Source organism: Pseudoduganella albidiflava (assembly GCF_004322755.1).
Classification (GTDB): Bacteria; Pseudomonadota; Gammaproteobacteria; order Burkholderiales; family Burkholderiaceae_D; genus Rugamonas; species Rugamonas albidiflava.
The window spans coordinates 5,741,826-5,754,972 of the sequence record NZ_CP036401.1 but is presented as its reverse complement, the minus strand read 5'-3'; the positions used below and the strand labels follow the sequence as shown (position 1 = coordinate 5,754,972).

General features: G+C 64.2%; 11 protein-coding genes. 2 read left to right on the top strand and 9 right to left on the bottom strand.

All coding sequences use genetic code 11. The features are described 5' to 3' along the window. Positions 1-32: 32 nt before the first annotated feature. The 9 genes from ggt to EYF70_RS23790 all read right to left on the bottom strand — a co-directional run bounded on the left by ggt (position 33) and on the right by EYF70_RS23790 (position 9,889). Positions 33-1,778, bottom strand: coding sequence for a gamma-glutamyltransferase (gene ggt, locus EYF70_RS23830; protein ID WP_131147613.1), 1,746 nt, complete (start codon positions 1,776-1,778; stop codon positions 33-35). Further along, on the bottom strand, positions 1,775-2,257 hold the full coding sequence (locus EYF70_RS23825; RefSeq protein ID WP_131147612.1) for a hypothetical protein: 483 nt from the start codon (positions 2,255-2,257) through the stop codon (positions 1,775-1,777). The genes ggt and EYF70_RS23825 overlap by 4 nt, the downstream gene beginning before the upstream one ends. A 276-nt stretch (positions 2,258-2,533) precedes the next feature. Then, the gene (rpoH, locus tag EYF70_RS23820; protein WP_131147611.1) at positions 2,534-3,433 is read right to left on the bottom strand and encodes an RNA polymerase sigma factor RpoH; all 900 of its coding nucleotides are present in this window, start codon (positions 3,431-3,433) and stop codon (positions 2,534-2,536) included. 483 nt (positions 3,434-3,916) lie between these two features. Further along, complete coding sequence (gene ftsX, locus EYF70_RS23815) at positions 3,917-4,831, bottom strand: permease-like cell division protein FtsX (RefSeq protein ID WP_131147610.1); 915 nt, start codon at positions 4,829-4,831, stop codon at positions 3,917-3,919. Beyond that, positions 4,828-5,487 carry a cell division ATP-binding protein FtsE gene (locus EYF70_RS23810; protein WP_131147609.1) on the bottom strand — a complete coding sequence of 220 codons (660 nt, stop codon included), beginning with the start codon at positions 5,485-5,487 and terminating at the stop codon, positions 4,828-4,830. The genes ftsX and EYF70_RS23810 overlap by 4 nt, the downstream gene beginning before the upstream one ends. Before the next feature lie 25 nt (positions 5,488-5,512). Then, positions 5,513-6,583, bottom strand: a complete 1,071-nt coding sequence (ftsY, locus tag EYF70_RS23805; RefSeq protein ID WP_131147608.1) for a signal recognition particle-docking protein FtsY — start codon at positions 6,581-6,583, stop codon at positions 5,513-5,515. Between the two features lie 208 nt (positions 6,584-6,791). Beyond that, entirely contained in the window at positions 6,792-7,730 is a 939-nt protein-coding gene (locus EYF70_RS23800) for a MerR family transcriptional regulator (RefSeq protein ID WP_165497782.1), read from the bottom strand. Positions 7,731-7,954: 224 nt separating this feature from the next. Further along, on the bottom strand, positions 7,955-8,872 hold the full coding sequence (locus EYF70_RS23795) for an AEC family transporter (protein ID WP_131147606.1): 918 nt from the start codon (positions 8,870-8,872) through the stop codon (positions 7,955-7,957). A gap of 42 nt (positions 8,873-8,914) precedes the next feature. After that, positions 8,915-9,889 carry a TauD/TfdA family dioxygenase gene (locus tag EYF70_RS23790; RefSeq protein WP_131147605.1) on the bottom strand — a complete coding sequence of 325 codons (975 nt, stop codon included), beginning with the start codon at positions 9,887-9,889 and terminating at the stop codon, positions 8,915-8,917. A 333-nt stretch (positions 9,890-10,222) separates the two neighbouring features. On the opposite strand from EYF70_RS23790, the gene EYF70_RS31945 reads away from it, so the two are divergent. Further along, the gene (locus EYF70_RS31945) at positions 10,223-11,863 is read left to right on the top strand and encodes a methyl-accepting chemotaxis protein (RefSeq protein ID WP_131149310.1); all 1,641 of its coding nucleotides are present in this window, start codon (positions 10,223-10,225) and stop codon (positions 11,861-11,863) included. Positions 11,864-12,020: 157 nt separating this feature from the next. Then, entirely contained in the window at positions 12,021-13,136 is a 1,116-nt protein-coding gene (locus EYF70_RS23780; RefSeq protein WP_131147604.1) for a porin, read from the top strand. Positions 13,137-13,147 lie beyond the last annotated feature (11 nt).

The following is a 13,147-nucleotide window of genomic DNA, read 5'->3' as shown; positions in this document are numbered from 1 at the left end:
CGAGATGTGACCCGAGATGTGACCGGACAACATCAATGCCCTTTCTTTTGCACCAGCGCGCTGCCCACCCCGTGGCGGTGCCCTTCGCTGACGGCGGTCACGGTGCCGTCGGGGTTGAACACGAGCGCGTTGGCCGCACCGATCTCTTCGGGCTCGCTGGCCCAGCGCTGGCCAAGGCGCACCAGCGCATCGGCCTGGGCGGCCTCGTCGAAGCCGGGCTCGATGTCCGTGGTGGGGCCGTTGCGCTGCGACAGGCGGGGCGCATCGATGGCCTGGTCCATGCGCATGCCGAAGTCGACGTGGTTGACGATGGTCTGCAGGACCGTGGTGATGATCGTGGCGCCGCCCGGGCTGCCGATCGTGAACGCCGGCTTGCCGTCCTTCAGCGCGATGGTCGGCGCCATGCTGCTGCGCGGTCGCTTGCCGGCTTCGGGCACGTTCGGCCCCGGGCCGGAAAATTCGAAGTCGGTCATTTCGTTATTGAGCAGGAAGCCATGGCCGGGTACCACGATGCCGCTGCCGCCCCACGATTCGATGGTGAACGTGTAGGAGACGACGTTGCCGGCCTTGTCCGACACGGTCAGGTGGGTGGTGTGGGCGCTTTCCTGCCGCAGCCGTGCCGTGGGCGCCGGGCGCTGCGGCACGCTGGCATCCTGCTGGAACGGATAGGGATCGCCGGCGACGACCGGGCCGGTAGCCGCGCGGCCGGCGTCGATGAGCTTCCTGCGCTGCGCCGCGTACTCCTTGCTGAGCAGGCCGGCCACGGGGGCATCGACATATTCGGGATCGGCCAGGTAGGCATTGCGGTCGGCGAACGCCAGGCGGCTCGCTTCCAGGTACAGGTGCTCGGCCTGCGCGCGCGGCAGCGCCTTCAGGTCCCAGCCTTCGAGAAGGTTCAGCGCCACCAGCACGGTCACGCCGCCGCTGCTGGGCAGCGGCATGCCATACAGCTCATAGCCGCGGTAGGTGCTGCGCACCGGCTGGCGGATGCGCGCTTCGTAGTTGGCCAGGTCGGCCAGCGTGAGTTTGCCACCGCGGACGCTGACGCCAGGCGCCGTGGCGGGGCGGTTCACGGCGTCGACGATCGCGCGAGCCACCGGCCCTTCGTAGAACGCCTTCACGCCGCCTTGCGCCAGTGCGCGGTAGGTGCTTGCCAGGCCGGGATTCTTCAGCAGGGTGCCGGGCGGCGGCGCCATGCCATCCTTCAGGTACAGCGCGGCGGTGGCCGGGAAACGCCGGAACTTGTCGGCGTTTTCATCGACCAGCCGGGAAAAGTTGGCGTTCACCGTGAAGCCCTTGGCCGCCACGTCGATGGCCGGGGCCAGCACCTGCTTGAACGACATCGTGCCATAGCGGCGCAGCGCTTCATCCCAGCCGCGCACCGTGCCGGGCACGCCGACCGACTGGCCGCTGGCGACGACGGTGTCGAAATCCATTTCCTTGCCGTTGTCGAGGAAGGTGGCCGGGCTGAATGCGGCGGGTGCCGTTTCGCGGTGGTCGATCGTGACCACGCGCTGTTCCCTGGCCAGGTACACCACCATGAAGCCGCCGCCCCCGATGCCGCAGCTGAACGGGTCCGTCACGCCCAGCGTGGCCGCCGCGGCGATGGCCGCATCGATCGCGTTGCCACCCTTGTCCAGGATCGCCAGCGCCGATTGCGACGCCTGCTCGCTGATCGTGGCGACCGCGCCGCCGGTACCGGTCGCGACCGGCGTTTTTGCAATGGCGACCGTGCCGATGGCGGTCAGGACGATGGCGGCGACGAGGTGTCTGGTCATGAGCTGGTGGCTTGCCTGGTGGGTGGGCGGGCTGTCTGGGCTATGCGGGCGATCGTTACGCGCAAGCTTACCCGATAATCCGGTGGCGGCGCATCCACGGCGGGCGGTTCGGGCGGTTCCAGTTTTTCCAGCGCGAACGTCAGCCCATCCTGCGTGATGGCGGGTTTCGCGTTCGGCATGTTCTCGGCCAGCACGAAGTTGCGCGTTCCACGCGGGCTCGTCAGCATGAACGTGTAGCTGATGTAGCCGGCCCAGACGCACACCGCGCCCTGCCTGCAGCGGCTGTCGTTGATACGTTCGAGTTTCAGGTGGGTGCCCGGCGCCAGCATCACGCTTTCCCCCTGGCGCAGCGCGTAGCTGGCGCTGGTCTTGCGGGGTTTGTCGGCCACCGCTTCCGCCTGCGTGCTGTCGATCGAGCACGCGGCCACCACGCCAGCCGTCAGCGCGCAGCCGATAATTCCGATGAGCCTGGCTTGCATAGGTCCTCCATCCGGCAAGGACGTTCAGGTTATCAAATTGCTATGAAAATGGTCGCACTGCTGAGCTATAGCTGCCAGGAAAACATCGATTCGAGAACAAAAGTTGCAAAAAAACCCGTGACAGGCTCCGATTTTCCGCAGCCTGTCACGGGCCTTCAAGAAACATTGCAAAAGAATCGGAGCCTGTCACCGTTTTTCGGTCACCGTTTTTCGTCACCGATCTTCAGACAATAAAAAACCCGGCACGAGGCCGGGTTCTGCAGGGAGCGGGGCGCCTTACACGTAGGCGGCCAGCGCGCCTTTCATCTTCTTCAGCGCGGCCGATTCGATCTGGCGGATGCGCTCGGCGGAGACGCCGAATTCGTCGGCCAGCGTGTGCAGCGTGGCGCCGGAGCCGTCGTCGTTGGCCAGCCAGCGCGCTTCGACGATGCGGCGCGAGCGCGGATCGAGTTTGCCCAGGGCCGTTTCCAGGCCTTCCGACTGCAGGCGCGTCACCTGTTCCGCTTCGAGCACCTTGGTCGGCTCCGACAGGTCGGACGACAGGTAGGCGATCGGCGAGAACTTGTCGTCTTCATCGTCGGTCGGTGCTTCCAGCGCGATATCGCGGCCGGACAGGCGCGTTTCCATCTCGATCACTTCCTCGCGCTTGACGTCCAGCGTTTTGGCCAGCGCATCGATCTGGTCCGGCGTCATCGCGTCCAGGCCGGTCTTGTGGCTGCGCAGGTTGAAGAACAGCTTGCGCTGTGCCTTCGTCGTGGCCACTTTCACCAGGCGCCAGTTCTTCAGGATGTACTCGTGCATCTCGGCCTTGATCCAGTGCATGGCGTACGACACGAGGCGCACGTTCTGGTCCGGGTCGAAGCGCTTCACGGCCTTCATCAGGCCGATATTGCCTTCCTGGATCAGGTCGGCGTGCGGCAAGCCATAGCCGAGGTAGCCGCGGGCGATCGATACCACCAGGCGCAGGTGCGACAGCACGAGCTTTTCCGCTGCCTTCAGGTCATTGTTTTCCTTCAGGCGGCGGCCCAGCGAGACTTCTTCCTCGTGCGTCAGCATCGGCAGGCGGTTTACAGCGGAAATGTAGGCATCCAGGTTCCCCAGGTTGCCACTGAACCCGAGTCCCAGTGCACTACTGCCGGCTGGAACCAGGGCGGAAGGTGCGGACATGGTAGTCATTTTCATTCCTCGCTTGAAGGTCTTGCATGGTCCTGCTGCGGGATTGCAGCGCGACATTTGCGTACAGCATGCAACGTTGAGCTTAATTCGGTCTTAACCACCGGCAAGCACTTGCTGTCAAGACTTGCCGGCACTTTATCGTGTTCAACGTTGCGTTTGAACATATATTAGCACTCTCCACCGAGGAGTGCCAATCTCACTAATTCTATGGCCTCGATAGCCTCTTTGCTATGGCTCAATACTAATCGGTAGGGCTGGGGCGCGGCTCGGCGCGCCAATGTTACTGGGCAGAATTTGAGCTGGATCAAAGGTTGTAAGACAAGATTATCGACGCGGCGCGGCGGACTCTGTGCGTGAACGCACGATCATCCGGGGGCGGATGTAGGAGTGCAGCCAACGAGTTTGTACGTCGGCAGGAGGGGGTGGACAAAGAGATAAGGGCGGCCCGCCCGATTGCAAGAGCAGGCCGCCGGGAAAATTGCGTCAGGCAAGCCGGGCCAGTTGCCGGCGCACGGACAGCGCCGCGCCGACCAGCCCCAGACCAGCCGACAGTGCCAGCAGCAGCGCCATCGCCAGCGGTTCGAGCGGGGCCAGCTGGAATTCGGATGCGTACAGCCGGGCAAACTCGGCGATCGCCGCGTTCAGCGGATGCAGCGACAACGCCACCGCACCCAGCGCGACGGCGCCGGCGAACAGGCCCAGCAGCGCACCCGTGTAATAGAACGGGCGCTGGATATACGTATCGGTCGCGCCGATCAGCCGCGACACGAGGATTTCCTCGCGCTGCGTCAGCACCTGCAGCCGGATCGTGTTGAACACCACCGCGACGACCACGGTACCGAGCGTGGCCGCCAGCAGCAGCAGGCCCACGCGCAGCACGCCCAGCAGGGCGGCCAGCCGCTTGACCCATTCGGAATCGACCTGCACCGACTCGACGCCGGGAATGGCGCGGATGCTGTCCGCGATATCGTCCACGTGCGCGCTTTCCGCCGCGCTCTGGAAGGCATTGAGCCGCACGATATAACTGTCGGGCAGCGGATTCTCGCCCAGCGTGTCGATCACGCCGGCCACGCCGTTTTTCTCCTGCAGTTCCTCCAGCGCCTTTTCGCGCGGCACGAACACGATCCGCGCGTCCTTCGCCACCGCGCGCAGCGAACCGGCCATGCCTTGCGTATGCTCGCGCGGCAGGTCCTGCTTCAGGAATACCGACAGTTCGGGGTCGACGGCCAGCTGTTCGGACATCGGCCGGATATTGTCCAGCACCGTCACGCCGGCGAACGGCAGCGCCAGCGCGATCGCCACCACGAGAATGTTGAAGAAGAACGAGCCCGGCGAGCGGCGCAGGTGCCCCACCGCGGCGCCCAGCGCGAAGCCATGTTGACGCAGCCACACGCTCATGCGGCCTCCTTCAGCAGTTCACCCTGCTTCAGGTGGATCACGCGGCTGGCGCTGTCCAGCACCAGTTCGTCGTGGGTCGAGATCAGGCACGTGACGCCGGCCTTGTTGAAGGCGCGCAGCGCATCGAACACCTTGTTGGCGCTGGCGCGGTCCAGGTTTGCCGTGGGTTCGTCGGCCAGGATGATCTGCGGCCGGTTGACGATGGCGCGGGCAATCGATACGCGCTGCTGCTCGCCACCGGACAGGGCCAGCGGGCTGGCGGTGGCGCGGCTCAGCAGGCCCACCTTGTCCAGCGCGGCGCGGGCGCGTTCTTCCGCCTGGCTACGGGGCAAGCCGGTGACCAGCATCGGCATCATCACATTGGCCAGCACGGAACGGTCGGTCAGCAGCCGCTGCTGCTGGAAGATCAGGCCCAGGTTGCGGCGCAGGAAGGGCACGCCGGCGCTTTTCAGCCGGCCGATGTCGGTACCATTCACGGTCACCTGGCCCGACGTGGGGCGCTCCATGGCCGCGATCAGCTTCAGCAGCGTGGACTTGCCCGCCCCGGACGGGCCCGCCAGGTAGACGAGCTCGCCCTTGGCGACCGTCAGCGTGACGTCGCGCAGCGCGGTGGTGTCGGCGGTGTATTGCTTGGTGACGTTGACGAATTCGATCATGGCCGGTTTTTCCGTTCCCCAGCCATCAACCGAGCAGGGCTTCGACGAATTCTTCGGCGTCGAACGGCTGCAGGTCCTCGATCTTCTCGCCGATGCCGATGAAATACACGGGCACCGGGCGCACCCGCGCGATCGCGGCCAGCACGCCGCCCTTGGCGGTGCCGTCCAGCTTGGTGATGATCAGGCCGGTAAGCTGCAGCGCATCGTCGAACGCCTTCACCTGGGTCAGCGCGTTCTGGCCCGTGTTGCCGTCGATGACGAGCAGCGTTTCGTGCGGCGCCTGGTCCATGCCCTTGCCGATCACGCGCTTGATCTTCTGCAGCTCGTTCATCAGGTGCAGCTGCGTCGGCAGGCGGCCAGCCGTGTCGATCATGACGACATTGGTGCCCTTCGCCTTGCCGGACTGTACCGCGTCGTACGACACGGCGGCCGGGTCGCCCGATTCCTGCGACACCACCGTCACGTTGTTGCGCTGGCCCCAGATCATCAGCTGCTCGCGGGCCGCGGCGCGGAACGTGTCGCCGGCGGCCAGCAGCACGGACTGGCCGTGCGCCTGCATGTGCTTGGCGAGCTTGCCGATCGTGGTGGTCTTGCCGGCGCCGTTGACGCCGGAAATCATCATCACGGTCGGCTGGTGCCGGCCCAGCACGAAGGGTTTTTCAAGGGGCCGCAGCAGGTCGACCATCAAGGCCTTCAGCGCCACCTTGACGGCGGCCGCATCGGTCAGTTTGTCGTCCTTGACCTTGCGCTTGAGCGCATCGAGCAGGTATTCGGTGGCGTCGATGCCGGCATCGGACATCAGCAGCGCCGCCTCCAGTTCGTCATACAGGTCGTCGTCGATGCGGGCGCCGACGAACAGCAGCGACAGGTTGGCGGAGGTTTTCGACAGGCCGGCCTTGAGCCGGTTCATCCAGGATTGTTTCGATTCGGGGCGCGGCGCGGTTTCAACGTCGAAAGCCAGAGGAACCGCATCGGCAACGGCGGCCGGCGCGGGATTCGAAGCAGGGGCAGCGGGAGCCGGGATCGGCGCCAGGTCCGCAGGTGCGACCGGCGGCACGTCGGGCGTGACGGTTTTTTTCTTGAAGAAGCTGAACATGTGTGTGGGGGCTGCGGCCGCGGTGGCCGGTAACACGCTGGGAATGGTTTCTTGCGCCGGCTATTCTACCAGAGCGCCCCGGAAAACCTTGCTGAAAGGGTATTTCCAGTATTTCCCCCGGGCTCGGCCGGCCTTGGGAAGCGCTGGCGCGCGATCCCGCAGCCGTTCCCCCTTGCATTACGACGTGCGCCGGCTCGGGGCTTCGGGCTCAGGCAGCGGCGTGCCTGCGCTGTTCGTGGCGCCAGTCGGCCAGCGCCGCGGCCACGTCGGGCAAGGTCAGCACCTGCACGTAGGCCGGGGCGCGCCGGCGCAGCGCGGCATTGCCTCCACCGGCCCACAGGGCCACCGGTTCCGGCAGGCGGGCCCGCAATTCCTTCAGCGCGTCCAGCACGTGGCGGGTATTCATCGACGTCGAGAACGACAGCGTCACCACGTCCACCTGCAGGGCGCGGGCCGCTTCGACGATATCGGGCAATGGCGTTTGCGGCCCCAGCGAATAACAGCCGGCACCCTCGGCCACCATCAGCGCTTCGGACATCAGTAGGCCCAGGCCATGCCTTTCCTGCGGCGTGGTGGTCAGCAGGATGCGCGGGCGCGGCGCGCCGCCCAGCGGATTGGTGGGCGGCATCGAGAAGATCGCGCTGCGCAAGACCATTTGCAGCGTTTCCGTGAGCAAGTGTTCCTGCCATACGCCGAGGTCGCCGCATGCCCAGGCGTCGCCGATGGCGCCCGTCAGCGGGGCCATCAGGTCGATGACGAAATTGCGCAGTCCCATCACCAGCAACGCCTGCGACAGCTTGCGGCGCAGCCCGTCGCTGTCGTGGCTGCGGCAAAGGTCCAGGTAAGGAGTCAGCTCGGTGGCGTCGGGAAGGCGCGGACGGTTGCCGGAGGTGGTTTTTTCCGCCAGTGCCTGCAACTCCTGCGCCGTATAGCCGATCACCTTGCCGGGCCGGAAGCCCAGGTCGATCAGGCGCTTGACGAGGCGCAGCTTGTGCACTTGTTCGACTGGATACAGGCGCTCGCCGAACGGGTCGCGTTCCGGCCGTGGAAACGCGTACCGCCGTTCCCATACGCGCAGCGTTTCCTTGGCCACGCCGGTATCGCGCTCGACGTCGCTGATCGTGCACGGCATGGGCGAGAAAGGCATCGGGTTATTCATCTGCGCGGGCTACTCCTGCGTTGGGCGTGCAGCATTTTAATGCCTTTTCCCGGGGAAAAATGACAGCCCATCCTTGCGGGAAGGGCCGGCCACGCGTCCTGTGTGACTTGTCCATGACATGCACAGGCAGGATGCATAGATGCATTTTATTTATGGGCTTTCACGGTTCATGTCGTGGACAAATAACGTGAAAAAAATTGTGGCCCGCACCGTCATGCGCCAAGCCAGGGCATGAACTGCCGGCTCAACGGCACGGTAATCACGGCCAGCAGGGTTTGCAACGTGATCAGCGAGGCCATCAGGCGGGCATCGCCCCCCAGCTGCTTTGCCATGATATAGGCGTTCGGGGCGGCCGGCAGCGCGCAATAGAAACAGGCTGCCAGCGCCACCTGCGGCGACACCTCCAGCCACAGGCAGGCCTGGGCCGCCAGCAATGGCATCACCAGCAGTTTCAGCACGGAGCTGACGGCAAGCGCTGCGGGGCGCGCGCCTTCCAGGGAAAACACCAGGCCGCCGCCCACGCACAGCAGGCCCAGCGCGGTGGCTGCCTTGCCGAGGATGTCCAGCGTATTCATCAGCTCTTTCGGCAGCGCGATGCCGAGCACGCTGACGAGCACGCCGGCCAGCGTGGCCTGGATGATCGGGTTGCGCGCCAGTGTCTTCGCCACGGTCCCCAGGTTCGGCGTGGCGCCGCTCCACCACGCCAGCGCGATCACCGCCAGCGCATTCACCACCGGCAGGCACAGCGCCAGCGCCAGCATGACGCGCGATGCCGTTTCGGCCGGGAAGAACAATGCCGCCACGGCCAGGCCAAAATACGTGTTCGGACGCATCGCGCCCTGCATGACGGACGAGCGGCTGGCGCCCGGCAGCGCGGGCAGCAGCAGCAGCGCGCCCAGCGTCAGCACCACCACGGCGAACGTGGGGACCAGGGTGGCCAGCGCCAGTTCGCCGACTTCGCCGCCCTCGAACGACAGCCGGGCCGTGCCCGCGAACAGCATCGCCGGAAACGCGACGTTGTACGAGAACTTCTCGATGGAGGGGAAGAACTCGGCCGGCATCCAGCCGAAGCGGCGGATCGCCACGCCCAGCAGGATGATCAGGAAGACGGGAATGATGGAAGCGAGCATGGTGCGATTCTAATCGTTGCCTGGGTACGGATTCGTGCCCGCTCAGTCCGCCGAAATACCGGACGGGCCGATGCGGTGCGCATTCGGCGTGCTGGAAATGCGGATGCGGATCAGGTGGCGGCCCGGGTCCGTATACATGGCACGGCCGTGCAGCGTGCGGTGATTGTCCGCCCACAGCAGCGTATCGTCCGGCAACTGGCGCACGAAACGGGGCGCACGCTCTTCGACGATCTCGTTGAGCAGGCGCAGCGCGGCTATCAGTTCGGGAGTGGCCAAGTCGGGCCTGGCTGCAAGTCCTTTTTCAATCGAATCGTAGCGCCACCGCATCGCCCGGCCATCGGCATGAAAAACGGGTGCGTAGAATAATTCGATCCGGTCGTCGCCTGCGGCATAGACCGACGGCACGCGGAAAGGTACCTGGGTATCGCACAGCAGTGCATAGGCGTCGCGGCCCGCCGCGGTTTTCTGCAGCTCGGCAACGATGTCTTCCACGTCGATCAGCAGCGATTCGCCGCCATTGCAGCGCGCCGAGGCGACCACGTACAGCAGGAACTGCTCTTCCGGCATCGGGTAGAACGACGAATCGGTGTGCATGTCGGCGTTGCCGGTGCGTTCGGAGAAGGTGACGAACTTCGACTGGCTGCCGGGGCGGGCGCGCACATCCCATGCCACGCGCCTGGTGCGCTGGTCGGTCGACGTGGGGAAGCCCTGCGTCAGCGCGATCGCATACAGCACGGCGTTGCGGTGCGCTTCGGACAGGCCGGCCAGGCCCAGGCCGGTGATGGCCAGGCCGCGTGCCTTGCGGCTGGCCATGTGGGCGGCGAAGTCGCGCAGCGTGGGCACGGCGAGCAGTTCGCGCTGCAGCGCTTCCTCGTCGGGGTGCGGATAAAAGCCATTGCCGTTGAAATCGTCGAAGTGGCGTTCAACGATGGCGATTATGCGGGGCAAGTCGTCGCCCCAGGAAAAATTGGTCTGGACAACAGCGATGTTGCCGGATTGCTCAATGGACGAAAACACGAAGACTCCTGGACTTGTAATTGCCGCACGGCAACAAAGATGGCATTTTGAGGTAGTTAGGATTTTTCTTCAAGGCATTGTTGGTGCAATGCAGCAACCGGATATTGTTTAGACCTGAAATATTTGCTGCTGAAACCCTGCAACGGCGGGGAAGTTTGCCCACTCCGCACCGAATTTCCATGGCGCATCATTGTTTCTTCAAGCAGACGCAAAAACGACACATTCGGATTTGTTCTGGACATTTCAACAAGGGAACGACACGTCGCGTGCTGCAATGCGCTAAAATTTTGCCGTGCGGCAATTTGCCATCCATTACAGACAAGAGGGAATCACATGAAGTGGCTAACCGGGCGCAAGCTCTCAACCAAGCTGGGCCTTGCCTTTGCGGCGGTCCTGTTGCTGACGGCGGTCGTCGGCATTTTTTCGATCAACCAGCTGGCCAAGGTCAACGACACGGCAAGGGGGCTGTCGACGCGCTGGATGCCGGCCATGCGCGTCATCCAGGACATCAAGTCGCAGATCGCCCGCGTTCGTACCCGTGAACTGCAATACATCATTTCCGACCAGGTTGCCGACCTGGACAAATACGACAAGGTGATCGCCAACGACCTCGTCGACCTGAAGAAGATGCAGGATGAATACGTGGCCTTGATCAAGACGCCGGAAGAGCAGGCGCTGTACAGCGAATTCCTGGCATTGTGGGATCGCTACATGGCCGAGGACGCGAAACTGCGCGCCGCCGTGCGCGCCGGTGACCTGCCGCTGGCCAAGCAGCTGATCCGTGGCGAATCCAATAAATTGATCGTTGCCTTGCGCGGCCAGGTTGACAAGTTGGTTAAATACTACGGCGAAGGTGGCAACGCGGCGGCAGAATTTGGTGATCAGGTATACAATGCGTCGCGCGCCTGGATCGCCGCCCTGCTGGCCATCTCGGTGGTACTTGGCACACTGGCGGCTTTGCTGATCACCCGCTGGCTCGTGAAGACGCTGGGCGGTGAACCGCAATACGCGGTGGAACTGGCCGGGCGGATCGCGGCAGGCGAGTTGAACGTGGACGTGCGTACCCGTGCGGGCGATGACAGCAGCCTGCTGTTCGCGATGAAGTCGATGCGCGACAGCCTGGCCAACATCGTCGGCCAGGTCCGGCATTCCACCGAAACGATCGCCAGCGCGGCACAGCAGGTGGTGGCCGGCAACGTGGACCTGTCGTCCCGTACCGAAGCGCAAGCCAGCTCGCTGGAAGAAACCGCGGCGTCGATGGAAGAACTGACGTCGACCGTTCGCCACAATTCCGACAGTGCGCGCCAGGCCAATGAACTGGCCGTGAACGCATCGGCGATTGCCGAGCAGGGCGGGCAGGTGGTGTCGCAGGTGGTCGAGCGGATGGGCTCGATCAACGAGTCGGCGAAGAAGATTTCGGACATCACCGGTGTGATCGATGGCATCGCCTTCCAGACCAATATCCTGGCGTTGAACGCGGCAGTGGAAGCTGCGCGTGCAGGCGAACAGGGCCGCGGCTTCGCCGTGGTGGCATCGGAAGTGCGCAACCTGGCCCAGCGCTCGGCTGCGGCGGCGCGCGAAATCAAGGAATTGATCGGCGATTCGGTCGACCAGGTCGAGGCCGGTACCAAGCTGGTCAACCAGGCCGGCAGCACGATGGAAGAGGTGGTGGTCAGCGTGCGCCGCGTGACCGACATCATGGGCGAAATCACGGTCGCGGGCCAGCAGCAAAGCGCCGGCATCGTGCAGGTGAATGAAGCGATCGCGCAGATGGACGCGGTCACGCAACAGAACGCGGCGCTGGTGGAAGAAGCCACCGCGGCGTCGCACAGCATGCAGGATCAGGCCTCCAGCCTGGCCCGGCTGGTAAGTATTTTTACTCTTGATGGAATAGCAAACCATCAGTATAGTGCCGCCTCCAGTGCCCAGCGCACTGATAACAAGACGGCGCGATTGAATCGGCCGCGACAATAAGTGAGCGCCGCGCCTTTACCGAAGGCTCGCGGCACAGTGGCAAATCGGGGTTTGCCGTCACACATAAGCGGTCCGGAGCATTGGATTCCCGGCACCGCAAGACCGAATTTAGCCGTTGCTTTACTTTTTTAGATGCAACACAACTGAAGGAAATGTAATGAAAAAAACTCTAATCTCCGTTGCAGTTCTGGGCGCAATGAGCAGCGCCGCCTTTGCACAGTCGAATGTAACGATCTACGGTATCGTTGACGCTGGTATCGTCGCCGAGCGCGGCGGTAAAGACGGCAACGTGACCAAGGTTTCCTCGGGCGTCGCCAATGCATCGCGCATCGGCTTCCGTGGCACGGAAGACCTGGGTGGCGGCCTGTCCGCGATCTTCACCCTGGAAACCGGCTACAAGACCGACGACGGCCAGCTGGACAACACCAGCAACACGCTGTTCAACCGCCAGGCATTCGTCGGCCTGCGTTCCACCACCGCCGGCACGCTGACGGTCGGTCGCCAGTACACCCCGTGGTACAACGCGCTGGTGCAAGTGGGTGACCCGTTCGCCGCCGGCCTGGCTGGCTCGGCCAAGAACCTGTTCCCGGCCAGCGGCATCAACGTACGTAACAGCAATGCTGTCGTGTACCAGACCCCGTTGTTCAACGGTTTCGCCGGTGAAGTGTTCTACGGCTTCGGCGAACAGTCCGAATCGTCGGCCGGCCGCCAGCTGAGCGCCGCCGTGTCGTACACCAACGGCCCGCTGAACGCCCGCGTTGCCTACAACAACCGCAACAACGACACCGCTTCGACCGCTACCACGGCAGCAGTCGAGCGCGGCATCGGCCACAACAGCCTGCTGGCAGTGAACTATGACTTCCAGGTTGCCAAGGCCTACTTCATGTTCAACCGCAGCAAGGGCCTGAACAGCATCGCCTACCCGAACCAGGGCACCCTGGGCGGCGTGACCGGCGGCATCGCCTACACGACCACCACCGCGATCGCCGCATCGCGCGACAGCCGCGACGGCCTGGTCGGCGTGCAAGTGCCAGTGGCTGGCGCCGGCAAGGTCATCGCTTCGTTCATCTACAAGGATGACCGCGAAGCCGTGAACCGCGATGCCAAGCAGTGGGCCATCGGCTACATGCACGACATCTCGAAGCGCACCACCGGCTATGTGTCGTACGCCAAGATCGACAACAAGAACAACGCAGCGTTCACCGTCGGCGGCAACACCGAAGTCGGTTCGGGCGACAGCGCGTTCAACGTGGGCGTGCGTCACTCGTTCTAAGCGAGCCGCTT

Coding starts and splice junctions, on each gene's coding strand:
- ftsY (WP_131147608.1), bottom strand. CDS start 6,583: ATGTTCAGCTTCTTCAAGAAAAAAACCGTCACGCCCGACGTGCCGCCG.
- EYF70_RS23800 (WP_165497782.1), bottom strand. CDS start 7,730: ATGCCTTTCTCGCCCATGCCGTGCACGATCAGCGACGTCGAGCGCGAT.
- EYF70_RS23810 (WP_131147609.1), bottom strand. CDS start 5,487: ATGATCGAATTCGTCAACGTCACCAAGCAATACACCGCCGACACCACC.
- ftsX (WP_131147610.1), bottom strand. CDS start 4,831: ATGAGCGTGTGGCTGCGTCAACATGGCTTCGCGCTGGGCGCCGCGGTG.
- EYF70_RS23795 (WP_131147606.1), bottom strand. CDS start 8,872: ATGCTCGCTTCCATCATTCCCGTCTTCCTGATCATCCTGCTGGGCGTG.
- rpoH (WP_131147611.1), bottom strand. CDS start 3,433: ATGACTACCATGTCCGCACCTTCCGCCCTGGTTCCAGCCGGCAGTAGT.
- EYF70_RS31945 (WP_131149310.1), top strand. CDS start 10,223: ATGAAGTGGCTAACCGGGCGCAAGCTCTCAACCAAGCTGGGCCTTGCC.
- EYF70_RS23780 (WP_131147604.1), top strand. CDS start 12,021: ATGAAAAAAACTCTAATCTCCGTTGCAGTTCTGGGCGCAATGAGCAGC.
- EYF70_RS23825 (WP_131147612.1), bottom strand. CDS start 2,257: ATGCAAGCCAGGCTCATCGGAATTATCGGCTGCGCGCTGACGGCTGGC.
- ggt (WP_131147613.1), bottom strand. CDS start 1,778: ATGACCAGACACCTCGTCGCCGCCATCGTCCTGACCGCCATCGGCACG.